Genomic DNA, 22,028 nt, shown 5'->3' on the forward strand with positions numbered 1-22,028 from the left:
GCGGCCATCGACACCGCGGCGCAGCGGACGGCGCTCTCGGTGGGCGAGGGGTCACCAGCCGCATCTGTGCGCTCCCGGCGGACGAGCCGGTTCAGCCGCCGGCGCGCGTCAGCCGCTCGAGACCGGGGCCGTGCACGAGCGTGGTCTCGCCTCCGGGCGGCCGGAGGTAGACGTGGCCGTTCGGTGTCGTCCACCGCGCTGCGCCTTCGGCCGTCAGCTCGTAGTCGTGCCCCTCGTGCGTCTTCAGGACGTGGTGCCGGCGGCAGAGGGGCCGCAGGTTGGAGGCCGTCGTGGCGCCGAGGGGCCACGCGACGACGTGGTCGAGGTCGCACGCGCTCGACGGAACGGCGCACCCCGGCGCGACGCACGTGGGGTGCCGGCCCCGGACGAGCCGCGCGAGCGGTGCCCCCGGCACGTAGCCGTGCTGAACCTCCCCGGAGCGCGGGTCCCCGTCGGCGACGCCCGCGCCTTCGAGAGACGGGCCACCGTCGGCGGCCACCCCGCTCTCGCTCCGCGGTTCGCCCCCGTCGCGAGCCTCGCCCTCACCCTCGCGCTCGTCGCAACCCCGGCTCTCGCCGGTGTCCCCGTGCCGGGCATCGTCCGCGAGCGCGGTGCTGACCCGCACCCACGCGTCCGACCGCTCGGCGATGGCCCGGGCCGTGACCGGGTCGAGGGGGCCGACCCCGACGAGCTCGGGCACGTCCACCCCGATCCTGCACGCGGCGGGCGCCTCGTAGGCGGCGAAGGGGTCACCATCGTCGGTGATGAGGTTCGCGCCGTCGAGCTCCCTGACCCACGGATCAACGGCGTGGATCACCTTCGGGTCGGCGGACCGGAGGTGGAGGGGGTCGAGAGCGAGCACCAGACGGGCGGTCGCGCCACCGAACCGACGCATCGGCGGATGGTCGCCGGCCCCGGGCAGCTCGGCGAGCGGGTCGAGGACCCCACCGAGGAGATGGGCGGCGACCGGCGGGGGTGCCTGCGTCGCTCGAGAGTGGCGGTGGACGGTCGATGACGAGACCGCCCGCCTCACCCGTGTCACCGTCGCCCGCACCAGTCCGAGCGCCGAGGCGTCCTGCTCGGCCGCGGCTCGGATAGTCGCGATCGAGTCGAAGATGTCCGGCGTCCGCTCGCCTTCGCGCGACGGCTGGTCCGAGCACGGAACTCCGGCGCGAGCGCGCGCCTCGGAGACCACACGTGCCAGTGCGAGCGCGTCTGCACCCGGCCCTGCGAACCCGGGCTCGGCCGTCCCCACGCTCGTAGCTCGAACCGGCTCCGTCACCACACCTCTCGGCTCCGACTCGCGGACGACCTGCTCCGTCACCACACCTCTCGGCTCCGACTCGCGGACGACCTGCTCCGTCACCACACCTGTCAGCTCCGACTCGCGGACGACCTGCTCCGTCACCACACCTGTCAGCTCTGACTCGCGGCCGACCGGCTCCGGCATCGCATCGGCCGGATCCGGCCCACGTCCCCGGCTCGCACACGCCCTTGCGCCCGGACCGACCACCACCGCGAGATCACGGGACGAGGGCGGATCGATGACCTCCGCTCGCGCCCGGTGCGGGTCGACCCGTCCCGCGGCCAGCGCGTCCGCAGCCATGGCTGTCAGCGCATCCGCCCGGAGCTGGTCCAGCGTGCGGGGATCCCCGCCCGAGCGCGCCGCGCGTGCGGCGGCCTCGGCGGCCGTGTAGACGGTGGCGACGTCCATCACCGGGGCCACCAGACGCAGGCTCGCCAGTCCGTCGGGCAGCAGCCGCACCTGTTCGAGACGCCGCTGCGACGACGCGACGGTCGCGCGTTCGCCGGCGGTCGCCGGGTCGACCTGGATGATCACGGCGCGGATCCGCCGCCGCAGCGCGTGCCGCGTCATCCCCGGTGCCTGTGGCAGGACCTGCTCGCACACCGCGAAGCAGACGGGCGGCGGCTGATCGACGAGCAGCTCGGCGAAGACGGCAGCCTTGCCCGCATCGACCTCGCCGGTCGCGAGCGCCGAGCCCACCGGGTGCAGGAGCCCCTCGTACAGGCGACCCTCGCCCACGAGCCTGGCCGCATGGCGGGCGGACGTCCCGAGCCGCATCGCCAGCTCGGCGGAAGCGGCCCCGACGACCTCGACGCGCACGCTCTCGACCTTCGCGCCCTCCTCCGGGGCGGGCGACGGGACGGGACGCGCGACCGACGCGTGCAGCTGCGCCGCAGCCGCTCGCACCCCCGACGCGGCCCACGCCTCGACGGCGGTGAACGTGGCAGCCAGCTCGACGAGCTCGGCGGGCGACAGCTGCACCAGTCGGGTGAAGTCCGACAGCTGCAGGAGCCGCTCGATCGTGGCGGACGGCGGGCCTCCGGCCTCGGGGGAATCCAGCCCGAGACGGACGCGCACATCCTCCGGGGCGGAGCCGGCCGGATCGCTCAGGATCCCCGCTCCGCCCGGCCACGCCCCCGTGTCGAACATGCGTACCACAATACCCGCGGATGACCAGCGATGAGGGCATTCCACGGTCAGATATCGGTCAGATCGGTGTCAGGTCGTGCCCGCCGTCCTTGCGTCGCGCATGCGACGGGTTCAGCGTCGCGGGACCGACGCACGTCACACGAGATCGGGTACGACCCTTGCCGCTCGGGGTCCGAGTCGGACGTCCGCAGCCCGCAGCCCGCAGCCCGCAGCCCGCAGCCCGCAGCCCGCAGCCCGCAGCCACGATGGTCACCGCCGTCTCGACGCCCGCGGCCGCGACGTCACTCCGTCAGGTGCCCGAACCGGTGCCGCGTCCGCGAGATGGCCTGCTCACGCATCAGCGTGAGGAGCTCGACGGCGGGTGCCGCGACCACGGGGGCGTCGAGAACCGTGACCCCCGCCGCGATCGACGCCTCCCAGAGCTCACGCCCGGCACCACCACCGCCGACGGGCCCGATCCACCGCACCCGCTCCATCTCGCCGGCGCGCACGCGGTCGGCGAACGCGGCGTCGCTCTCGACGACCCACGGCAGGAACCCGGCGGGCGCGCCCCCGGCAGCGTGCACCGCGCCGCCACCGCCACCACCGCCCCCACCCTCCGGCGCCACCGACACCCGCACGTCCGCCACCCCGAGCGCTCCCACGGCGCCGTTGAGCACCCGCAGCACGTCCCACCGCGCCGCCCCCGGCGCCACGCGCACCGTCACGGACGGCACGGGCACGTACCGCAGCCGGTTCTCCTCGGCGGGCAGCCCCGCGTCGTCACGACCCGCCGTCGCGGCCTCGGCCCACGCGTCGTCCGCCTCGCCCACGGCCGACAGGTCGATCTCCGCGTCCCCGAGCAACGCCCGCGCGGCCCGCGCCGCGCCGCCGTCGCCATCCACCCACCGCCCGAGCTGGGCTACGTACGTCGGCCCCCCGGCCTTGGAACCCGGCCCCATCGAGGACCCCTTCCACCCCCGAACGGCTGCCGCTGCACCACGGCACCGGTGATGTGCCGGTTGACGTAGGCGTTCCCCACCTCCACCGCCGCGAGCCACCGGTCGATCTCGCCGGCGTCGAGCGAGTGGATGCCGCCGGTCAGCCCGAACGGCACCGCGTTCTGCCACGCGATCGCCTCCTCGAGCGTGTCCGCCCGCATCACGCCGAGCACGGGACCGAAGCACTCCGTCAGGTGGAACCACGACCCCGGCTGCACGCCCACGCGCACGCCCGGCGTCCACAGCCGCCCCTCCCACTCCTCGTGACCGGCCGGCGGCGCCACCTCGCGCGGCTGGACCGCCCACGTCTCCCCCTGCTCGAGCGTGGTCAGCGCGCGCAGGAGCTTGCCGCCCGGCCGCTCGACCACCGGCCCCATCCCGGTCCCGAGGTCGTCCGGGACGCCGACGCGCAGCGACGTCACGGCGTCGAGCAGCTGCTCGTGGAAGCGCCGCGAGCGCCCCACCGAACCCACGAGGATCACGAGCGAGGCCGCCGAGCACTTCTGCCCGGCGTGCCCGAAGGCGGACCGGACCACGTCGGCGACGGCGAGGTCCAGGTCGGCGCTCGGCGTCACGACCAGCACGTTCTTGCCCGAGGTCTCGGCGAACACGCGCGGTCCGCCGACGCCGTCGCGCCCGGCCCGCCACCCGGCGAACAGCTCGGCCGTCTCGAGCGAGCCGGTGAGGACCACCTGGTCGACGCCGTCGTGCGCCACGAGGTGGCGCCCCACCTCGTCCTCGGCGACCTGGACCACCTGCACCAGGTCGGGGTCGTGACCAGCGGCCGCGAGGGCGTCGCGCACGTGCCGGGCGACGGCGACCCCGCACCGCGCGGCGAGCGGCGAGGGCTTCATCACGACGGCGGAGCCCGCCGCCAGCGCCGCGAGCACGCCCCCGACCGCGATCGCCACGGGAAAGTTCCACGGCGGCGTCACGAGCGTCACCGCGACCGGCTCGAACGTCAGCTCCTCACCGCCGACGTCCGCCAGCCCCGCCGCGCTCCCGGCGTACCAGCGCGCGAAGTCGATCGCCTCGCTCACCTCCGGTTCGGACTCGCCGACCGTCTTGCCCGCCTCGTGCGCCATCACGGCGATCAGCTGCTCCCGCGCCGCCTCCAGGCGGTTCGCGACGTCGGAGAGCACCGCCACCCGCGCGTCCGCGCCGGCCGCGGCCCAGGTCGGGGCGAGCGACCGAGCCCGCTCGACGACGCCGTCGACCTCACCCGTGCTGCCCAGGTGCGGCACGGCCGCGGGCGAGCCGTCGGCGGCGACACGAGTCGAGCCCATCCCGGCCCCGGCGTCGCCACCCAGCGCGCCGACCATCTCCACACGTCCGGCCGCGAGCGCCGCCCGGACGCGCTCGCGCACCGCGGCGACGGCGGGGTCGCCGTCGGGCGCGTTCTCGAAGGTGAGCACCTCGTCCCCGTGCCGCACGAGCGGCTCGCCGCGCCGCCGCGGCTCGCGGGACACGGTGGCCGCCTCGTGCACCGACGCCTCGAACCGGGAGCGCGCCTCGTCCTGCCCGCCCGCGACCATCGACTGGTGCAGGTAGTTCTCGGGCGCCGCGTTCTCCTCGAGGCGCCGCACCAGGTAGGAGACGGCGACGTCGAAGTCCGCGCGCGCCACGACCGGTGTGTAGAGGAGCACCCCGCCCACCGTCTCGCGCACCGCGCGGGCCTCCGTGGGCGCCATGCCCTGGAGCATCTCGACGTCCATCGCGTCCGCGACGCCGCGCGAGGTGGCCAGCAGGTGCGCCAGCGCGAGGTGGTACAGGTTGTGCCCGGCGACGCCGAGGCGCAGCGCCGGGGCGACGTCGGGCCGCAGCGCACGCTCGAGCATCGCCACGTAGGTCGCATCCGTGTCGGCCTTCGAGTCGTGCGTCGCGACGGGCCAGCCGTGCAGCTGCGACTCCACGCGCTCCATCGCGAGGTTGGCGCCCTTGACGAGCCGCACCTTGATCGGGGCACCGCCGGCGGCGACCCGCGCCGTCGCGAACGCGATGAGCCGCTCGAGCGCGGCCGGCGCGTCCGGGAGGTAGGCCTGCAGCACGATCCCGGCGTGCAGGTCGGCGAACTCCGGCTCGCCCAGCATCGCCTCGAACACCTCGATCGTGAGGTCGAGGTCGCGGTACTCCTCCATGTCGAGGTTGACGAACGCGCCGTGGGCGAGCGCCGCGCGGTAGAGCGGCCGCAGCCGCTCGATCACGCGCGCGACCGTGCCCGGCGTGTCCCAGGTCGAGATCTGCGAGACGAGCGAGGAGACCTTCACCGAGACGTAGTCGACGTCGTCGCGCTGCACGAGAGCGATCGTCCGGGCCACGCGGGAGGCGGCCTCGCGCTCGCCGAGCACCGCCTCGCCGAGCAGGTTGATGTTGAGGCGATAGCCCTGCTCGCGCGAGCGCGCCAGGTGCGCCGTGAGCGCGGCGTCGCTCGCGTCGACGACGAGGTGGCCGACGAGCTGGCGCAGCCGGCGCCGCGCGAGCGGCACCACCACCCCGGGCGCGAGCCGCGCCACGCGCTGCCCGACGCCGAGGAGCAGCCGGTCCCCCGCCGTCAGGAAGGAGCCCGCCGCGGCCGCCGGCAGACCGGCCAGCTCGCGGGCGGCCACGCCGGTGTCCTCCGGCCGGGCGACCCTGTCGACGAACGCGACCGCGAGGTCGAGCCCCGCGCGGTCCTCGAGGAGCCGCCCCAGCCGCTCCGTCGCGGCGTCGCCCGCGCCCTCGCCGGCGCTCGCCCACCGGTGGGCGAGCTCGATCGCCCCGGGGACCAGGGCCGTGAGGGCGGCTGTGTCGGTCGGGTCGATCGGGTCGGTGGGGTCGCTCGGGTGTGTCGGGGCGGCGCTCCTCATCGCACCAGTCTCCCGACGCGCACCCGCGACGTCTTGTCCTCGAGCGGCGTCTGCACGTGCCGGAGAGGACAAGGACGCGGCCAGAATGGTGGGCGATGACCGACGCCCCCGAACCCGACGCCGAGCCCGGCGCGCCCGCGCTGGACGCCGCCGCGCTCGGCCCCGCCCTCCTGGCTCTGGTCGACGGGCTCAGCGACACGCTGTTCTGCGCCAAGGACGCCGGCGGTCGCTACGTCGCGGTCAACGCCGCCTTCGTCCGCCGGGCCGGGCAGACCTCGCGCCGCGCCGTCCTCGGGCGTCGCGCGCACGACCTCTTCGTCCCGGACCTCGCGGACCGGTACGTCGAGCAGGACGCCCGCGTGCTGGCGGGCGAGGAGCTGCGGCACGAGCTGGAGCTCATCCGATCGCTGGGCGGTCGGCCCCGGTGGCACCTGACGACCAAGCTCCCGGTCCGGGACGGGGTGGCGATCATCGGCGTCGTCACGATGTCGCAGGACGTCGACGACGCGCGCGACACCGCGACGTTCCCCCGCCTGGCGCAGGTGCTCGAGCTGCTCGACGCACCCACGGCACCCTCCGGCGCCGAGCTCGCCGCGGCCGCGGGCACGACACCGGCCGTGCTGTCGCGGCGCCTGCGCCGCATCACCGGCCTCAGCACGTCCCAGCTGCTGCTGCGGGCCCGCATCGACCGTGCGGCACACCTCCTCACGACGACGACGCGTCCGCTCGCCGACGTCGCCACCGCCACGGGGTTCTACGACCAGGCGGCCTTCTCCCGCCAGTTCGCGCGTCTGTCGGGTGAGACCCCGGCGCAGTTCCGTCGGCGGGGCCGGACGCCGTGAGACGGACGACGAGCCGGACGGCGAACCGACCGACCGGTCGGTCGACCTGAGCAGAACCAAACGTCACGAAACTGTAACGACGCCGTGCCCCGACCGACACCGCGAGCCAGCACGATCGGATCATGGCAGTCACCACCGAGGGCGTCCGACTCGCCCCGCTCGACGCGTCGCACTGGGAGCAGGTGCACGCCATCTACGCCGCCGGCATCGCCGGAGGGCACGCCACCTTCTCCGACACCCCGCCCACCTGGACGACGTTCGACCACGACAAGCTCCCCATCCTGCGCACCGTCGCGCTCGACGACGACGGCTCGGTCGTCGGGTGGCTCGCGTGCCGCCCCCACTCGGACCGGCTCGTGTTCGTCGGGGTGCTGGAGGTCTCGATCTACGTGCACCCCGACCACCGGCGCCACGGCGTCGGGCACGCGCTCCTGACCAACCTCGTGCACGAGAGCGAGCGCGCCGGCTTCTGGACGCTGCAGTCCTCGGTCTTCCCGGAGAACACCGCGAGCATCGCCCTGCACTCCTCGCTCGGGTTCCGGGTGCTGGGGACGCGCGAGCGCGTCGGCAAGATGACCCACGGCCCCATGGCCGGGGTGTGGCGCGACCTCGTCGTGCTCGAGCGGCGCAGCGAGCAGGTGCTCTGACGATCGCGGCCGCCCGGCGCGGGCACGCGCCGGTGCACAATGAGGCATGACCGACACCCCCGCACCGCTCTGGGTCGAGCGCACCGCCGCGCACACCTACACCGGCCACAACGCCTCCGGCGCGACCGTCCGGATCGGACCGGAGGGTGAGGACGGCGTCTTCTCCCCGGTGAGCTCCTCGCCGTCGCCCTGGCCGGCTGCACCGGGATGAGCGCCGACTCCCGCGTGGCCTCGGAGCTGGGCGACGACGTCGCGATCACCGTGGGCGTGACGCGCACCAAGGACGACGACCAGAACCGGTACACCCACCTCGCGCTCGAGCTCGTCGTGGACGCCTCCGGGCTCGCACCCGAGCGCCGCGAGCGCCTCGAGAAGGCGGTCGCCCAGGCGGTCGAGAAGCTGTGCACCGTCGGGCGCACCGTCGAGGCCGGCGCGGAGACCGACCTCTCCGTCACGTCCCAGGGCTGAGTGTCGGACCCGGCCCCTACCCTGGACGCATGACCGAGGCACCCGACGGCGAGCACGCCGCGCACGAGACTTCTCGGGCTCGCCCCGGCCTCGTCGGACTCGTGTGGGCCCAGACCCCGGCCGGGGTCATCGCGGCGGACGGCGAGCTGCCGTGGGACGTGCCCGAGGACGTCGCCCACTTCCGGGCCACCGTCCACGGTCACCCCGTCGTGATGGGCCGCGCCACCTGGGACTCGATACCTCCCTCGTCGCGGCCGATGCCGCACTCGCGCTCGGTGGTGATCACGCGGGACGCGTCGTGGTCCGCGCCGGGCGCCGAGTCCGTCGCCTCCCTCGAGGAGGCCCTCGCCCTGCTCGCCGGCTCCGACGAGGTGTGGGTGATGGGCGGCGGCGAGGTCTACGCCCTCGCGATCGACGCCGCCGACCTCCTCGTGGTCAGCGAGATCGAGGTCGACGAGCCGTCCGGTGACCTGACGGTGGCACCGCCCGTCGACCCGGCCGGCTGGGTCGAGACGACCCCGCTCGACGTCGCTGGGTGGCGGACGTCCCGCACGGGCACCCGCTGGCGGATCCGCCACCACCGTCGACCGGGCGGTGGGTGAGACCGTGGCCACCGGGGGAGCCGAGGGACGGGCGTGCACCGCAGCGGCGCGACGACGGGCGTGCTCGGCGTCGTCCTGACCGTCCTCGTGCTGCTCGCGGCCGCCGCCGGCGCCGGCCTGCGCGGCCCGTGGAGCGCCGATCCACCCTCCGCCTCGACGACCCCGACGCCGTCGGAGACGCCGATCGTCCCCACGGAGTCCCCGCCGTCGCAGGAGGAGGAGACACCGCTCGAGCCGGTCGAGCCGCCTCGCGACTCGGGCGGGCTGCCGTCGTGGCTCGCCGACGTGGCCGAGGTCGTGGTCGTCGTGGCCGTCCTCGGCGCAGCGGTGGTCCTCGCGGTGTGGCTGTGGCGCCGCCGCCGGCGGTCCGCACCCTCCCTGATCCCCGACCACGCCCCGGGTGTCACGACCGGCGCCGACCACGGTGACGAGCCGGTCCCCGATCTCGCACCGGCCCTGACCCGGGCCCGCCGGGCGCTGGGCGTCGGTGCCCCGCCCCGCGACGCGATCGTGGCCGCGTGGGTCTCGCTCGAGGAGGCGGCCGGCGAGGCGGGAGCGGGCCGCGTCCCCTCGGACACCCCGACCGAGTTCGCGCACGCGGTGCTCGAGCGCACGTCCGCCGACCCGGAGGCGGTCGCGCGGCTCCTCCGGCTCTACCGCGCCGCCCGGTTCGGCCGGTCGCAGCCGACGAGCGACGACGTCGCCGCGGCGACCGACGCGATCGGGCGCATCGAGGAGACCTGGGAGGGGCGGCCGTGACGCGCTCGCTGCTGCGCCTGGCCGGCGAGGTCGCGATCGTCGCCGTCGTCGTCGCCATCGCGCTGGGACTCGCCCGGCTCGACCCCACCGACACGGCGCTCGTGGCGGTCCTCGCCGTCGGGGTGCTGGCTCTCGTGCGGGTGCTCCCCGCGGTGGACGCGCCACGGCTCCCCCGGCTGCCGGCGCCCGAGCGGTCCGGCCGGCGTGCGGACGCCTACCGACTCTCGTGGGGTGTGCGCGCCGGGGACGACGGCGTCGGGCACCAGGTCACGGTGCGTCTCGCCGCGCTCGTCACCGAGCAGCTCGCCCTCGCCGACGCCGCCGACGACGACCCCCACGGCACCGCCCGCCCCGGGGCCCTCCCGCACCTGGCGGTCCTGCGCCGCGTGGCGGCCGGTCCGCTCCGCGCGGGACGCGTGACCCCCGCCGACCTCGACGCGGCCCTGAGCGCTCTCGAGGCGCTGGACGCCCTCGACGCCTCGACCGCCCCGGCTGCCCGCGACGCCCCGACCGCCCCGACCGCCCCGACCGCCCCGACCGAGACCACTGCGCCCCACGGGGCCGCCGGACCCGCCGACGGCATCCCGCGCACGAGAGGACGACCGTGACCACACCCGAGAGACCAGAGACGCCTCAGGGGTCCGAGACGCACGGCGCGCGCGAGACGCACGACGCGCACGGCCCAGCACCGACCACCGTGCCGACCCCGGCCGAGGTGGCCGAGGCCGGGGCGGCCGTCCTCGCGGAGGTGGGCCGCGCCGTCGTGGGCATGTCCGAGGCGCTGCGGACCGCCCTCGCGACCGTCCTCGCCGGCGGGCACGTGCTGCTCGAGGACGTGCCGGGCGTCGGCAAGACCCTGGCCGCCCGCAGCCTCGCCACGGCCCTCGGCCTCGACTTCCGGCGGCTGCAGTGCACCCCCGACCTGCTGCCGAGCGACATCACCGGCGCACTCGTGTACGACCCCGCGACGACGGCGTTCGACTTCCGCCCCGGTCCGGTCTTCACCGGGCTGTTCCTCGCGGACGAGATCAACCGCACCCCTCCCAAGACCCAGTCCGCGCTCCTGGAGGCGATGGCCGAGCGACAGGTCACGGTGGAGGGCACCTCCTACCCGCTGCCGACACCGTTCCACGTCATCGCGACCTCCAACCCCGTCGAGCACGAGGGCACCTACCCCCTGCCCGAGGCGCAGCTCGACCGCTTCATGGTGCGGCTCGCCGTCGGCTACCTCGAGGCCGACGCCGAGACCGAGGTGCTGCTGCGCCGGCTCGAGCGGCGGCAGGAGGCGGCACCGGTGCGGACGGTCGTGGACCCGGACTCCCTGCTCGCGCTGCAGGCGGGGGTCGAGTCGATCGACGTCGACCGCGACGTCGTCGCCTACGCGGTCGACCTGGTCGCCGCCACGCGCGAGCACCGGCAGGTGGAGGTCGGCGCGTCACCCCGCGGCTCGCAGGCGCTCGTGCTGGTGGCCCGCGCCCTGGCCGCCCTCGACGGCCGCGGCTACGTCTCGCCCGAGGACGTCAAGCAGGTCGCCGTGCCCGCGCTCGCCCACCGGCTGACCCTGACGCCGCAGGCCTGGGCCGGTGGGGTCTCGCCGGCGGCGGTGGTGGAGCAGCTGCTGACCGAGGTCCCGAGCCCCGCGGCCGCGGCCTCGCGCTGACGGGGGCGGACGACGTGAACGGGACGACGTGACGTGGACGACGTGAGCGGGGCGACCGGGCGGGCGGACGGCGGCGATCGTCGGGCCGCGACGTCCCTGGCACCCACCGCCGCCTGGACGTGGACGACGGCGGTGGCGGGCGCCGTCGCGATGCTCGCCGTCGTCGTGGGCCGGGCCGACGTCGTGGCCCTGGTGACACCCGTGCTCGTGGCAGCGGCGACCGGTCTGGTGCGGCGTCGGGCGAGCTCGATCGCTCCCGTGGAGCTGGTGCGCGAGGAGGACGCACCGGCCGGCCACCACCGCGCTCGCCTGCGGGTGCCGCTCGGCGCCGACGCGCGGGTGCGGCTGAGCCAACCCCACCGACGACCGACGCACGCCCTGCTGGCGGCCGGGACGTCGACGCGCGTCGAGGTCGTCACGCCGCGCACCGGGCCGCTCGAGCTGGTCCGGCTCGACTGGGTCGCGACGACCGGCGGCCTCGAGACCGTCCCGCGGACGCGTCCCCGGACCGCGTCCTCGTCGAGCCGGGTGCCTCCACGCTGGGCGACCTCCCGCTGCCGCAGCACCTCGTCGGCCTCGCGGGCGCGCACAGCTCGCGTCGGCGGGGCGAGGGTGACGACCTCCGCGACGTCGCGCCCTTCCTCCCGGGCGACCGGGTGCGGCGCATCGACTGGCGCGTGACGGCGCGGCGCGGCACCACGGACCCCCGCACCGGGACGCAGCTGTACGTGCGGCGGACCCAGGCGCTCGCCGAGGCCGCCGTCGTCCTCGTGGTCGACTCGCGCGACGACGTCGGCGCGGACGTGCGCACCTGGGCCGGTGGCAGCACCGGCGTCGGTGACGAGCTCGAACCCACCTCGCTCGACACCGCCAGGGTCGCCGCCGCCACCCTCGCGCGGGCCTACCTCGAGCAGGGCGACCGCGTCGGGCTCAGCGACCTCGGAGCGCGACGGCGCCCCCTGCCCCCGGGCACCGGCCGCCGCCAGCTGCGGCGTCTCACGCACGCGCTCGCCCGCAGCGCGCCCGCGGGCGAACCCGGTCGGCTGCTCCGGGCGCCCCAGGTGCCCGCCGGTGCACTCGTCGCCGTCTGCTCGACGTTCCTCGACGACGACGCCGCCGAGGCCGCACAGCTCTGGGCGGCCGCCGGGCACCGGGTGCTCGCCCTCGACGTCCTCGCTCCCCCGCGGCTGGGCGAGCTCGCCCGCACCGAGGTGCTCGCCGCACGGCTCGTGCTGGCGGAGAGGTCGGCACGACTGCGACGGATGGCGCGGGCCGGGGTCGCGGTGGTCCCCTGGCACCCGCCGCTGCCGGCGGGTGTCGGCGACGGCGGGACGCCCGACGTCGCGGCGCACGCCCGCACCCGGCTCGCGGTCCTCGCGCGCGGTGGTCGATCGTGACGGCGCCCGACCGCCGCCCGCGGGTGGCGCTGAAGACCGGAGGGACCGTCCGGGCCTGGGTGCTGCGCGTGCTCGTCGCCGCCCTGGCGGCCGCCACGCTCGTGCTGCTGGGGGTCGAACCGTCGGGTCTCGTGATCGGGGTCCTCGCCGGCGTCGCCGTCGTGGCCCTGCCCCGGACTCTCGGCCCCCCGGTGTGGCTCCTGGGAGTCGTCGTGCTGGTGCTGCAGGCCGGCCCTCCCCACCCCTCGCCCTCGGCGCCGCCGTCCTCACCACGCACCTGGTCGTCGCGACGGCGGCGCTCGTCGAGGGTCTGCCCGCGCACGGCCTCGTGGCGCTCGCGGTGGTGCGGCGCCGGGCGCCCGCGTTCCTCCTCGCCCAGGCCGTGGGCCAGGCGGCCGTGCTGGTCTCCGTGCTGGTCTCCGTAGTGGTGACCGGCTCGGGGCGCCCCTGGCCGGCCGTCGTCGCGCTCGTGGGCGTCGTCGTCCTGGCGGTCGCGCTGCTGCGATTCTCCGACCACCCCGACTCCTCCGACGGTCCTCCCCGGCCGCGCCGCGGCGTGGCACAGTGAGCCCATGCCGGAGCTGCCCGAGGTCGACGCGCTGGGGAGCTACCTGCGCGAGCGCACCGCGTCCCGCATCGTCGTCGCCGCGCACGTCGCCCAGATCGGCGCGCTGAAGACGTTCTCACCCCCGCTCGACGACACCGTCGGCCGCGGGGTCGCCGGCGTCGAGCGGTTCGGGAAGTGGCTCGCGATCGGGCTCGGGCCGCGGGGCGAGGTCGATCCGGACGCGGCCGAGATCCACCTGGTCCTCCACCTCGCCAAGGCGGGGTGGCTCCGCTGGCGCGAGGAGATGCCGCCGGCCACCTCGCCGAAGGGTCGCCCGATGGGTCGCGCGGCCGGTCCCGTGGCCCTGCGGCTGTGGTTCGACGACGGCAGCGGGTTCGACCTGACCGAGGCCGGCACGAGGAAGCGCCTGGCCGTGCACGTGGTCGCCGACCCGGCCGAGATCCCTGCCGTCGCGAGCCTCGGCTTCGACCCGGTGCGCGAGATGAGCGCGGACGCCCTGGGCACGGCGCTCCGCAGCCGCAACCAGCAGGTCAAGGGCGCGCTGCGCGACCAGAACCTGGTGGCCGGGATCGGGAACGCCTACAGCGACGAGATCCTGCACGCGGCCCGGATGTCACCCTTCACGCTGACACGGTCGCTGGGAGACGACGACGTCGCCCGGCTCGCCGCGGCCGTGACCGAGGTGCTCGACGCCGCGGTGGCCCAGGCCGCCGGACGGCCCGCCGCCGACCTCAAGGACGCCAAGCGACGCGGGATGGCCGTGCACGGCCGCGCCGGGCAACCCTGCCCGGTGTGCGGCGACGTCGTGCGCGAGGTGTCGTTCGCCGACCGGAGCCTGCAGTACTGCGCCACCTGCCAGACGGGCGGGACCCCGTTGGCCGACCGCCGGATGTCCCGGCTCCTGCGCTGAGGGACCCCCGAGCCCCCGACGCACTCAGGCCGCGATCTCGTCCTCGTAGACGCCCGCGAGCACGAGCCGTGCCTCGTCGTGGCCGAGGTCGAGGGGCGCGCCCAGGACCGTAAGGTGGATGCGGCGATCGTGAGCCGTCAGGCGCAGCTCCGCCCCCGGTCGCCGGGCGTCGACCCGGAACGTCTCACGATCCGCGATCAGTCGACCGGCCCATCCGTGACGGCCGAGAGTGCGTATGACGACCTCGCCGACGGCGCGGTCGGGCCGCTCGCCCGGAACCGCGATCTGGAAGGACGGGAGAACCGTGCCGCGGTCCTGACCGGCGACCCAGCGGGTGGTCGCCCACGTCGTGGTCATGCCCAGCTGCCGACCGATCCTGCGGCCGAGGGCGGTGTGGCGGTGCAGCACCCGGGCGAGGTCGGCGGGGTCCGGACGGCCGACGAGGGACACCCCCGTCGTGACGGAGGCGTGGTCGGGGCGACTGCCCGACGTCGTGGGGCCGAGGAGGGTACGGGTGGGCTGGGTGCGCATCGGTCGTCTCCTGTCGGGTCGGTGTCAGGCGGCAGCGACGACGTCGTCGTGCTGGTCGATCGCGAGGTCGAGGTGGTGACCGGCGAGCGGGAGACCGATCGCCCCGGCGACGCGGTCCGGCAGCGCCTCGAGCTCGCGCATCACGTCCAGGGGGACGATCTCGCTCGCGAGGGTGCACGTCACCCGCACCTCGAGCGCGTCCGGCGTACCCGAGACCACCACGTCGCTCGAGGCGACGGCCGCGAGGCCGTCGAGCCGCTGCGCCTCCGCCGCCACCGCACGGTCGGCGCGTTCACGCCACGCGCTGGAATGCGCGAGAATGGCGTCGTCCGCCGGTGCGGGAAGCGCGGAACCGATGTCGATCGGCAGTGCGGTGGTCATCTCGGACTCCTCATGCGTGGGGATCGGCGTCTAAGGTAGAACGTCGAATGGTTCGTCGTCCTAACTGTTAGGACCATACACGAGAGTTGCAGGATGTCCACCACGGATCCCGACGCCACGCGGCGCCCCTCCGCGGCGCGCACGCCGGACGAGAACGGTCACCGTTCCGGCTACTGGTACCCCTCGGACGAGGTCGAGCCCGTCGAGGTGCTCTCGCTCCTGCGGCGGTACCGCGAGGCCGAGCGAGCCATGCGTGCGCGCACGCGCGACTCGATGGGGATGGGCGAGACCGACCTCATCGCGCTCCGCTTCCTGCTGCGCGCCAAGTAGCGGGGCGACGTCGTGCGGCAGAAGGACCTCGCCTCCATCCTGTCGATCACGACGGCGTCGGCCAGCACCCTCGTGGACCGGCTCGTGCGGGACGGGTACGCCGTCCGCGTGGCCCATCCCGACGACCGCCGGTCGGTCGCCGTGCAGACCACCGCGCACTCGGACAAGGAGGTGCGCGACACCCTGGGGGCGATGCACGCCAAGATGCTCGCCGCCGTCGAGTCCTACCCGCCGGAGGGTCTCGCGGTCATCGCCGACTTCCTCGGGGCGCTGACCGAGATCATCCGCACCGACCACGGGTCCCACGACCCCGGGACCGAGCACCCCACCACGAGCTGACACCGGGCGCCACCCGCGCAGCGACGCCCGAGGGCCCGGACCGTGCGGTCCGGGCCCTCGGGCGTCTCGGTGCTGGACTCGGTGCTGCCGAGCGGGAGCGGCCCTCAGCCGACGACGGCGAGCGCGTCGATCTCCACCAGCATGTCGGGGTGCGGGAGCCCCACCACGACCGTCGTGCGCGCGGGGCGCACCGAGGCGCCGTCGTGCTCGTCGAGGTAGGCCCCGTACGCCTCGTCGAACGCTGCGAAGTCGTCGCGCGTGGACAGGTAGGCCCGGAACATCACGACGTCCGCGAGGTCGGCACCCGCCTCGCGCAGCACGGCGTGCACGTTGGCCAGCGTCTGCCGGGTCTGGGCGCGCACGTCCCCGAGGTGGACGTACTCCCCCGTCGCCGGGTCGGCGGGCCCCTGGCCGGCCACCTGGACGAACGGCCCGCTGCGCACCCCTGCGAGAGCGTCGGGCGGGGCGCGGGGGCCTGGTCGGTGAGGACGGCGGTCCTGCTCACGGTGTCTCCTTCGTGCCGCGGTGCGGCTCGTGCGTGCGGTCGGTGGTGGTCAGGGCGGGTCAGGCGGGTCGGGCGGCTCGCGTGCCGCGCAGCGGTGCGATCCGCTCGGCGGTGTCGAGCGCGAGCTCGCAGAACATGGAGTCGGCCCAGGAGAACCAGGGCCGGCTGAAGCGGCTGGGGTCGTCGGAGTCGAACCCCTCGTGGACGTGGCCGGTCCCGCCGTCGGTGTCCAGGATGAGGCGGAGCAGGCGCCGGCGCTCGTCCAGGTCGTCGGTCGTCAGGCCCTCGACGGCGATCGCGATCGGCCAGATGCGGTCCGGCCCGGTGTGCGGGCTGCCGACGCCGCTCGCGGCGCTCCCGGAGAAGAACCACGGGTTCTCCTCGCTCAGCACGAACGCGCGCGTCGCGGCCGTCACGTCCGGATCGATGACGTCGGGCGCGAGCAGCGGCAGGCTCAGCAGGCTCGGCATGTTGGCGTCGTCCATGAGCAGCTGCGCGCCGAGGCCGTCGACCTCGTAGGCGTAGATGGGACCCAGGCGCGGGTGACGGGCGACGCCGTGGCGCGCGACGCCGCCTGAGATCTCCGTCGCGAGCGCCCGCGCATCGGAGGCCAGGGCGGCGTCCTCCCAGACCCGCTCCGCGATCTCGGCCTGGTGACCGAGCGCCTGGGCGAGCACGAGGTTGCCCGGCACGTTGTACCCGTAGGTGCACGCGTCGTCTGAGGGTCGGAAACCGCTCCACGTCATGCCGGTGGGCGCGGTCGGGGCTCCGAGGCCCCCGCGCACGAGCGTCTCGGTCGCCTTGGCGCCCGGACGCTCGAAGCGGTAGGGCGAGCGCTCCTCGTGGTGCTGCTCGAGGCGGACCTGCGCCACGATCGTGCGCGCGACCGTGTGCGCCCGCTCGTCGAGGTGGTCGGTGCGACCGGTCGCGCGCCAGAGCCGGTGCGCCAGCAGGATCGGGAGCGCGAGCGAGTCGATCTCGTACTTCTGCTCCCAGACCCACGGGTCGGTGTGCAGGTCGTCGGGGTCGTAGCGCGCACCCGTGGGTCCGGGGTTGAACGCGTTGGCGTAGGGGTCGTGCGCGAGCAGCCACGTCTGGCGGCGAGCGACGTCGGCCACGAGATCGGCGATCGCCGGGCTGACCTCGAGGAGCCGCAGGTACGGAAGCAGCTGCGTGGTGGAGTCACGCAGCCACATGGCCGGGATGTCCCCCGTGATGACGAAGACGCCGAGGTCGTCGTCGGTCAGGGTGCGCTCCAGCGTGCGGCGCAGCGCGGCACCGGTCATCGCGGCGACGTCGTCGCCGAGCCGCTCCCGCACCTCGCCCGTCACGTCGGCGAGCAGGTGCTCGACGTCGGGCGGCACCGGGCGGCGCGCACCGGCGCCGGCGGGGTCGGCGATCCCGGTCGTGGTGGTCGAGGTCATCGCGGGGTCACCCGGCCCTCCTCCATCGTGATCATCGGTTCCATCCTCGCCGTTGGCGCGACCCACCCGGCACCGACGCGCACACGCACGCGGTCCGCCGCATCCACCGGCGGGTGCTCGCCCGCCAGCCACAGCTCGACGTCCTGGTCGACCGCCTCGGGGACGGCGCCGTGCTCGCGCGATCCGAGCGCGTCCAGCCCGAGACGGAACGTCACCCGCTCCTGCGCGCCGGAGGGCACCTCGATCGAGCGGAACGCCACCAGACGGCGCACGCGCGGGCGGACAGCGAAGCGGTGCACCCGGCCGTACAGGGGCACCGCGACGCGGCACGCGCGCTCCCCCGCGTTCCGGACCACGACCTCCACCTCGGCCGCCGCGCCGGCGGCGAGCTCCGCCGTCGTCAGCGCGATGTCGCCCGGCACGAGGGTGACCTCGACCCCCGCGGGGCGCAGGCCGGCCCCCAGGAGCACGCGCTCGGCGGGATCGACGTCGGCGTAGCCGCGCGAGGTCTCGCGCCGTTCGTCGTGGGCCACGGGGTAGGTGCCGGCACGACCGGGCAGCGTGACGGGCAGCAGGCCGGAGGCGATCTCGCGCCCCGTGAGCACCGAGGCGACCGCCTCACCCCCGCTCGGACCGGGGAACGCCGAGAACACCAGCGCGTCGCACAGCCGGGCGAACGCACCGACGGCGTGCGGCCGGCCCGTGAGCAGCACACCGATCACGGGGGTGCCGCTCGCGCGGGCCGTGCGCGCGACGTCGAGCTGGTGCTCACCGAGCTCGAGGTCGGCCAGGTCGATGCCCTCGCCGCTGGTCATCTCGGTGTCGCGCCCGACGGCGGCACCGTTCGCCTCGAACTCCGTCTCGTAGAGGCGGCGGCTCGACCCGCCGAGGACGACGACGCACACGTCGGCCTCCGCCGCGGCGCGCGCCACGTCCGCCAGCCCTCCGGGCACGACGCGCGAGAGCGCGGAGCCCGCCGCGTGCACGACGTGCTCCGCGCCGTGCTGCTCGCGCAGCGCGGAGGCGATGGTCGAGGCGTCCGAGTCCGGGTCGGGGCGCGGCGGCGTGTAGTCGCCGAGCTGCGCGTCCAGCTGGTCGGCGTTCGGGCCGACGACGGCGACGCGTGCGCCCGGCCGGATCGGCAGCAGGTCCTCGCGCGTGCGCAGCAGCACGACGCTCTCGCGGGCCAGCTGCGCGCCGAGCGCGACGAGCTCCGCGGGGTCGGGAGCGGGCGGGGGCGGCGTGGGCGCGTCGTCCAGCAGCCCGACGCGCTGCTTCAGACCCAGCACTCGGGCGACGGCGCGATCCAGGTCGCGCTCCTCGATCAGACCGCGGTCGAGCGCCTCGCTCAGGTGCGTGTACGCCTCGTCCCACAGGCTCAGGTCGACGCCGGCGCGCAGCGCGAGGGCGGCCGCGGCCGCGGGGTCGGGCGTGACGTCGCGCAGCCGGTCGATCGCGGTGCCGTCGGCCATCACGAGACCGTCCCAGCCCCACTGCTCGCGCAGCACGCCGGTCAGCAGCCCGTGGTGACCGCAGCACGGCACACCGTCGATGTCGTTGTAGGCGGCCATGTAGCCGGCGACGCCCGCACGGGCCGCGGCGTGCGCGGCCGGCAGGTGGAGCTCGTGCAGCTCGCGCGGGCCGAGCGGGGCGCCGGAGCCGTTGCGACCGCCGATCCCGGCTCCCTGCGCGGCGAGGTGCTTGACGACGACGGCGACGCCGTCGGGCGCGATCGTGCCGGTGGGCGCGTCCCCGGGGTCCGGGCGGGACCCCCGCTGCATACCGCGGACGGTCGCCTCGACCATGCGGGCGCTCAGCAGCGGGTCCTCGGAGAAGCACTCCTCCGCGCGGCCCCAGCGGGGGTCGCGCAGCATGTCGAGGCCGGACAGCAGCGCGACGTGGATGCCGCGCGCGCGGATCTGCGCGGCGGCGGCCGCTCCGGCGCGCGCCACGAGGTCGGTGTCGAACGTCGCGCCCTGGGCGAGGTTGACCGGGAGCGTGTGCCCGCCGAGCGCCTGCAGACCGTGGGGCGCCTCCTCGACGAACAGCACCGGCAGCCCGCTGCTGCCCTGGGTGCGGACGTGGTCCTGCACGAGCGCGGTCGCCTCGAGCGCGAGCTCGGGCGTGACGCCGTCGCGCCAGCTCCGGCCCGACCACGGGTCGGCGCGCTGCAGGCCGTACAGGGCCCCGAGGCCGCCGAAGCGGTCGACCTCGGCGCGCAGGGTGTCGGTCAGGCGCGGGCGGCCGCCGTCGACGGCGATCGCCTCCCAGCCCTTGAGGCGCTGGTTGAGCTGGCCGACCTTCTCGCGCACGGTGAGGCCGGCGGTGATCTGCTCGACCTTCTCGAGCTGCTCGATCTGCGCCTCGCTCATCCCTTGACCGCCCCCGAGAGCAGCGCGCGCTGCATCTGGCGCTGCAGCAGCGTGTAGACGAGGTAGACCGGCAGCAGCGTCACGAGCGTCGCGGCCATCAGGACGCCGTAGTCGGTGCCGGTGTCGAGGCGGAGCGTCGGCAGCGCGACCTGGATCGTGCGCTGCGCCGGGTCCGGTCCGATGATGATGAGCGAGAACAGGTACTCGTTCCAGAACGACAGGAAGTTCAGCAGCACCACCGTCGCGATGCCCGGGACGCAGATGGGCAGGTAGACGTGCCGCAGCACCGTCAGCGGTGTGGCACCGTCCATCGAGGCCGCCTCCTCGAGCTCGCGCGGGATGGTGCGCATGAACTGCGTGAGGATCACGACCGAGAGCGGCATCGCCGTCGCCGGCAGCAGGAAGATGAGGAACGTGCGGGTGTGGAAGAGCCCGAGCGTGGCCGCGAGCAGGAACGTCGGGAACAGCGCTGCGAACGTCGGGATGAGGAACCCCATCGCGAACAGCCGCTCCATCACGCGCCCGGCGCGGCCCGTCGTGCGGGCGAGGGCGAAGCTCGCCGGCACGGCCAGGAACAGCGTCAGCAGCAGCCCGCCTCCGGTCACGAGCACGGAGTTGACGATCGCGAGGTCGAGGTCGGCGCTGTCGATCGCCGTCGTGAAGTTGTCCAGCGACCAGCTCGAGGGCAGCCCGAGCGGGTCGGCGAAGATCTCGTCGTTGCTCTTGAAGCTCGAGACGATGAAGTAGTAGAAGGGCACCACCAGCATGGCGGCGTAGACCCACGCCAGCACGCCGCTCGCGGCGTGCCCGAGTCCGAGGCCCTGGCGGATGCGGCGCCGACGGAAGGGTGAGGGCGACGGCGCGGTGGCCGGCAGCGCGGTCCCGGCCGCGGCGGGGGTGGGGGCGACGGTCTGCGTCATCGCTGCGCTCCAGACGTGGGTCGGGTGGGACGAGCCGAGCGGGGTGCGGCGGTCGCAGCGGGCTCGGGGTGCGGGGTCGGGCGGCCCATCAGTACGTCGCCCGCAGGAACCGGCGGATGGCGAGCATCCCGATCAGACCCAGCACGAACAGCACGACGCCGATCGCCTGGCTCGCGCCGAGGTCGGCGTCGACGAACGCGCGCTGGTAGATGAGGTAGGAGAGCGTGGTGGTCGCGGTGCCCGGACCGCCGCGCGTGAGCAGCAGGACGTTCTGGGCGGAGCTGAACAGGATCGCGAGGAACTGCAGCATCGTGACGACGCCGATGAAGTCGCGCGCGATGGGCCAGTAGATGCCCCAGGCGAGCCGACCCCGGCCGGCGCCGTCCATGCGGGCCGCCTGGACCACCTCGTCGTCGACCGAGTCGAGCCGCGCGGCGATGAGGACGGCGGAGTAGCCGATGCCGCTCCACAGCGTCAGCGCGATGAGCGAACCCAGGGCCGTCGTGGGGTCCGCGAGCCAGGCACGGTCGCCGGGCAGGCCCACGATGCGCAGCACGCCGTTGACCAGACCGTCGGGGTTGAGCAGCGCGTAGAAGACCAGCGCGGTCGCGGGCGCCGAGATCAGCGCCGGGATGAACAGGACGTACCGCAGCACGCGGTGGCCGCGCGGACGCTGCACGACGTAGAACGCCAGCAGGAACGCCAGCGCGATCATCGGCGGCAGGCTGAGGACCAGCTGGACGGCGGTGTTGCGCACCGCGTCGGCGAACGTCGGGTCCGCGAACACGGCGGCGAAGTTGCCGCCGCCCGTGAACGTCGGCGTCTCGAGCATGCCGGGCCAGCGCAGCATCGCGATGACGACCATCGCCACGACGGGGCCGATGGTGAAGATCGCGTACCAGGCGAGCGCCGGGATCGCGAGCCCGGGGAACCTCTCCCGCACGCCCGGACGGGTGCGCGCCGCGGGGCGCGCGCCGCGGGGCGCCGAGCCCCGCGGAACCTCGAGTACGGCGGCCATCGGTGTCTCCTTCGGGGCGCAGGCGTGCTGCGGTCGGGTCTGCTGGGCTCCTGCGCTGCAGTGCTGATGTGCTG

24 protein-coding genes are annotated in these 22,028 nt (G+C 75.3%); 14 read left to right on the forward strand and 10 right to left on the reverse strand.

Annotated features, from left to right (window positions below; translation table 11 throughout):
• Nucleotides 1-91: 91 nt before the first annotated feature.
• From QQK22_RS10020 to QQK22_RS10030, 3 genes are all read right to left on the reverse strand, one after another.
• Nucleotides 92-2,455, reverse strand: a complete 2,364-nt coding sequence (locus tag QQK22_RS10020) for an HNH endonuclease signature motif containing protein (RefSeq protein ID WP_284250792.1) — start codon at nucleotides 2,453-2,455, stop codon at nucleotides 92-94.
• A 281-nt stretch (nucleotides 2,456-2,736) separates the two neighbouring features.
• Complete coding sequence (locus tag QQK22_RS10025) at nucleotides 2,737-3,339, reverse strand: hypothetical protein (protein ID WP_284250793.1); 603 nt, start codon at nucleotides 3,337-3,339, stop codon at nucleotides 2,737-2,739.
• A 17-nt stretch (nucleotides 3,340-3,356) separates the two neighbouring features.
• Nucleotides 3,357-6,281 (reverse strand): bifunctional proline dehydrogenase/L-glutamate gamma-semialdehyde dehydrogenase, encoded by a 2,925-nt coding sequence (locus QQK22_RS10030; RefSeq protein WP_284250794.1) that lies wholly within the window; start codon nucleotides 6,279-6,281, stop codon nucleotides 3,357-3,359.
• Nucleotides 6,282-6,376: 95 nt separating this feature from the next.
• On the opposite strand from QQK22_RS10030, the gene QQK22_RS10035 reads away from it, so the two are divergent.
• From QQK22_RS10035 to QQK22_RS10090, 12 genes are all read left to right on the forward strand, one after another.
• Nucleotides 6,377-7,123, forward strand: coding sequence for a helix-turn-helix domain-containing protein (locus QQK22_RS10035; RefSeq protein ID WP_284250795.1), 747 nt, complete (start codon nucleotides 6,377-6,379; stop codon nucleotides 7,121-7,123).
• A 122-nt stretch (nucleotides 7,124-7,245) separates the two neighbouring features.
• Nucleotides 7,246-7,770 carry a GNAT family N-acetyltransferase gene (locus QQK22_RS10040; RefSeq protein ID WP_284250796.1) on the forward strand — a complete coding sequence of 175 codons (525 nt, stop codon included), beginning with the start codon at nucleotides 7,246-7,248 and terminating at the stop codon, nucleotides 7,768-7,770.
• 46 nt (nucleotides 7,771-7,816) lie between these two features.
• A complete protein-coding gene (locus QQK22_RS10045) occupies nucleotides 7,817-7,981 on the forward strand; it encodes a hypothetical protein (protein ID WP_284250797.1) in 165 nt (54 codons plus the stop codon).
• On the forward strand, nucleotides 7,978-8,238 hold the full coding sequence (locus QQK22_RS10050; RefSeq protein ID WP_284250798.1) for an OsmC family protein: 261 nt from the start codon (nucleotides 7,978-7,980) through the stop codon (nucleotides 8,236-8,238). Before QQK22_RS10045 ends, QQK22_RS10050 begins: the two co-directional genes overlap by 4 nt.
• Nucleotides 8,239-8,267: 29 nt before the next feature.
• The gene (locus tag QQK22_RS10055) at nucleotides 8,268-8,840 is read left to right on the forward strand and encodes a dihydrofolate reductase (RefSeq protein WP_284250799.1); all 573 of its coding nucleotides are present in this window, start codon (nucleotides 8,268-8,270) and stop codon (nucleotides 8,838-8,840) included.
• 33 nt (nucleotides 8,841-8,873) lie between these two features.
• Complete coding sequence (locus QQK22_RS10060) at nucleotides 8,874-9,599, forward strand: DUF4129 domain-containing protein (RefSeq protein ID WP_284250800.1); 726 nt, start codon at nucleotides 8,874-8,876, stop codon at nucleotides 9,597-9,599.
• The gene (locus QQK22_RS10065; RefSeq protein ID WP_284250801.1) at nucleotides 9,596-10,207 is read left to right on the forward strand and encodes a hypothetical protein; all 612 of its coding nucleotides are present in this window, start codon (nucleotides 9,596-9,598) and stop codon (nucleotides 10,205-10,207) included. The genes QQK22_RS10060 and QQK22_RS10065 overlap by 4 nt, the downstream gene beginning before the upstream one ends.
• A gap of 89 nt (nucleotides 10,208-10,296) precedes the next feature.
• A complete protein-coding gene (locus tag QQK22_RS10070) occupies nucleotides 10,297-11,259 on the forward strand; it encodes an AAA family ATPase (protein WP_284252669.1) in 963 nt (320 codons plus the stop codon).
• A gap of 42 nt (nucleotides 11,260-11,301) precedes the next feature.
• Nucleotides 11,302-11,940: a hypothetical protein gene (locus QQK22_RS10075; protein WP_284250802.1), complete on the forward strand. Its 639-nt coding sequence runs from the start codon at nucleotides 11,302-11,304 to the stop codon at nucleotides 11,938-11,940.
• Nucleotides 11,916-12,656: a DUF58 domain-containing protein gene (locus QQK22_RS10080; RefSeq protein WP_284250803.1), complete on the forward strand. Its 741-nt coding sequence runs from the start codon at nucleotides 11,916-11,918 to the stop codon at nucleotides 12,654-12,656. Before QQK22_RS10075 ends, QQK22_RS10080 begins: the two co-directional genes overlap by 25 nt.
• A 193-nt stretch (nucleotides 12,657-12,849) precedes the next feature.
• On the forward strand, nucleotides 12,850-13,224 hold the full coding sequence (locus QQK22_RS10085) for a hypothetical protein (protein ID WP_284250804.1): 375 nt from the start codon (nucleotides 12,850-12,852) through the stop codon (nucleotides 13,222-13,224).
• A 4-nt stretch (nucleotides 13,225-13,228) separates the two neighbouring features.
• Nucleotides 13,229-14,134, forward strand: coding sequence for a DNA-formamidopyrimidine glycosylase family protein (locus QQK22_RS10090; protein WP_284250805.1), 906 nt, complete (start codon nucleotides 13,229-13,231; stop codon nucleotides 14,132-14,134).
• A 24-nt stretch (nucleotides 14,135-14,158) separates the two neighbouring features.
• Here QQK22_RS10090 and QQK22_RS10095 read toward each other — a convergent pair whose 3' ends face one another.
• Both QQK22_RS10095 and QQK22_RS10100 read right to left on the reverse strand, forming a co-directional pair.
• Nucleotides 14,159-14,665 carry a hypothetical protein gene (locus QQK22_RS10095; RefSeq protein WP_284250806.1) on the reverse strand — a complete coding sequence of 169 codons (507 nt, stop codon included), beginning with the start codon at nucleotides 14,663-14,665 and terminating at the stop codon, nucleotides 14,159-14,161.
• A gap of 24 nt (nucleotides 14,666-14,689) precedes the next feature.
• The gene (locus QQK22_RS10100; protein ID WP_284250807.1) at nucleotides 14,690-15,046 is read right to left on the reverse strand and encodes an SPFH domain-containing protein; all 357 of its coding nucleotides are present in this window, start codon (nucleotides 15,044-15,046) and stop codon (nucleotides 14,690-14,692) included.
• 93 nt (nucleotides 15,047-15,139) lie between these two features.
• Here QQK22_RS10100 and QQK22_RS18785 point away from each other — a divergent pair, with 93 nt between their 5' ends.
• Both QQK22_RS18785 and QQK22_RS10105 read left to right on the forward strand, forming a co-directional pair.
• Nucleotides 15,140-15,376 carry a hypothetical protein gene (locus tag QQK22_RS18785; protein ID WP_348525560.1) on the forward strand — a complete coding sequence of 79 codons (237 nt, stop codon included), beginning with the start codon at nucleotides 15,140-15,142 and terminating at the stop codon, nucleotides 15,374-15,376.
• A gap of 12 nt (nucleotides 15,377-15,388) precedes the next feature.
• Nucleotides 15,389-15,715 carry a MarR family winged helix-turn-helix transcriptional regulator gene (locus QQK22_RS10105; protein ID WP_348525561.1) on the forward strand — a complete coding sequence of 109 codons (327 nt, stop codon included), beginning with the start codon at nucleotides 15,389-15,391 and terminating at the stop codon, nucleotides 15,713-15,715.
• A 104-nt stretch (nucleotides 15,716-15,819) separates the two neighbouring features.
• Here QQK22_RS10105 and QQK22_RS10110 read toward each other — a convergent pair whose 3' ends face one another.
• The 5 genes from QQK22_RS10110 to QQK22_RS10130 form a co-directional block, all read right to left on the reverse strand.
• Nucleotides 15,820-16,158 (reverse strand): RidA family protein, encoded by a 339-nt coding sequence (locus tag QQK22_RS10110; RefSeq protein WP_348525562.1) that lies wholly within the window; start codon nucleotides 16,156-16,158, stop codon nucleotides 15,820-15,822.
• Between the two features lie 121 nt (nucleotides 16,159-16,279).
• Nucleotides 16,280-17,644, reverse strand: coding sequence for a glycoside hydrolase family 125 protein (locus QQK22_RS10115; RefSeq protein ID WP_284250808.1), 1,365 nt, complete (start codon nucleotides 17,642-17,644; stop codon nucleotides 16,280-16,282).
• A complete protein-coding gene (locus QQK22_RS10120; RefSeq protein WP_284250809.1) occupies nucleotides 17,641-20,016 on the reverse strand; it encodes a glycoside hydrolase family 3 N-terminal domain-containing protein in 2,376 nt (791 codons plus the stop codon). The genes QQK22_RS10115 and QQK22_RS10120 overlap by 4 nt, the downstream gene beginning before the upstream one ends.
• Nucleotides 20,013-20,936, reverse strand: coding sequence for a carbohydrate ABC transporter permease (locus QQK22_RS10125; RefSeq protein WP_284250810.1), 924 nt, complete (start codon nucleotides 20,934-20,936; stop codon nucleotides 20,013-20,015). The genes QQK22_RS10120 and QQK22_RS10125 overlap by 4 nt, the downstream gene beginning before the upstream one ends.
• 88 nt (nucleotides 20,937-21,024) lie before the next feature.
• Nucleotides 21,025-21,954: a carbohydrate ABC transporter permease gene (locus QQK22_RS10130; protein ID WP_284250811.1), complete on the reverse strand. Its 930-nt coding sequence runs from the start codon at nucleotides 21,952-21,954 to the stop codon at nucleotides 21,025-21,027.
• Nucleotides 21,955-22,028 lie beyond the last annotated feature (74 nt).

This window comes from Litorihabitans aurantiacus (genome assembly GCF_030161595.1).
Classification (GTDB): domain Bacteria; phylum Actinomycetota; class Actinomycetes; order Actinomycetales; family Beutenbergiaceae; genus Litorihabitans; species Litorihabitans aurantiacus.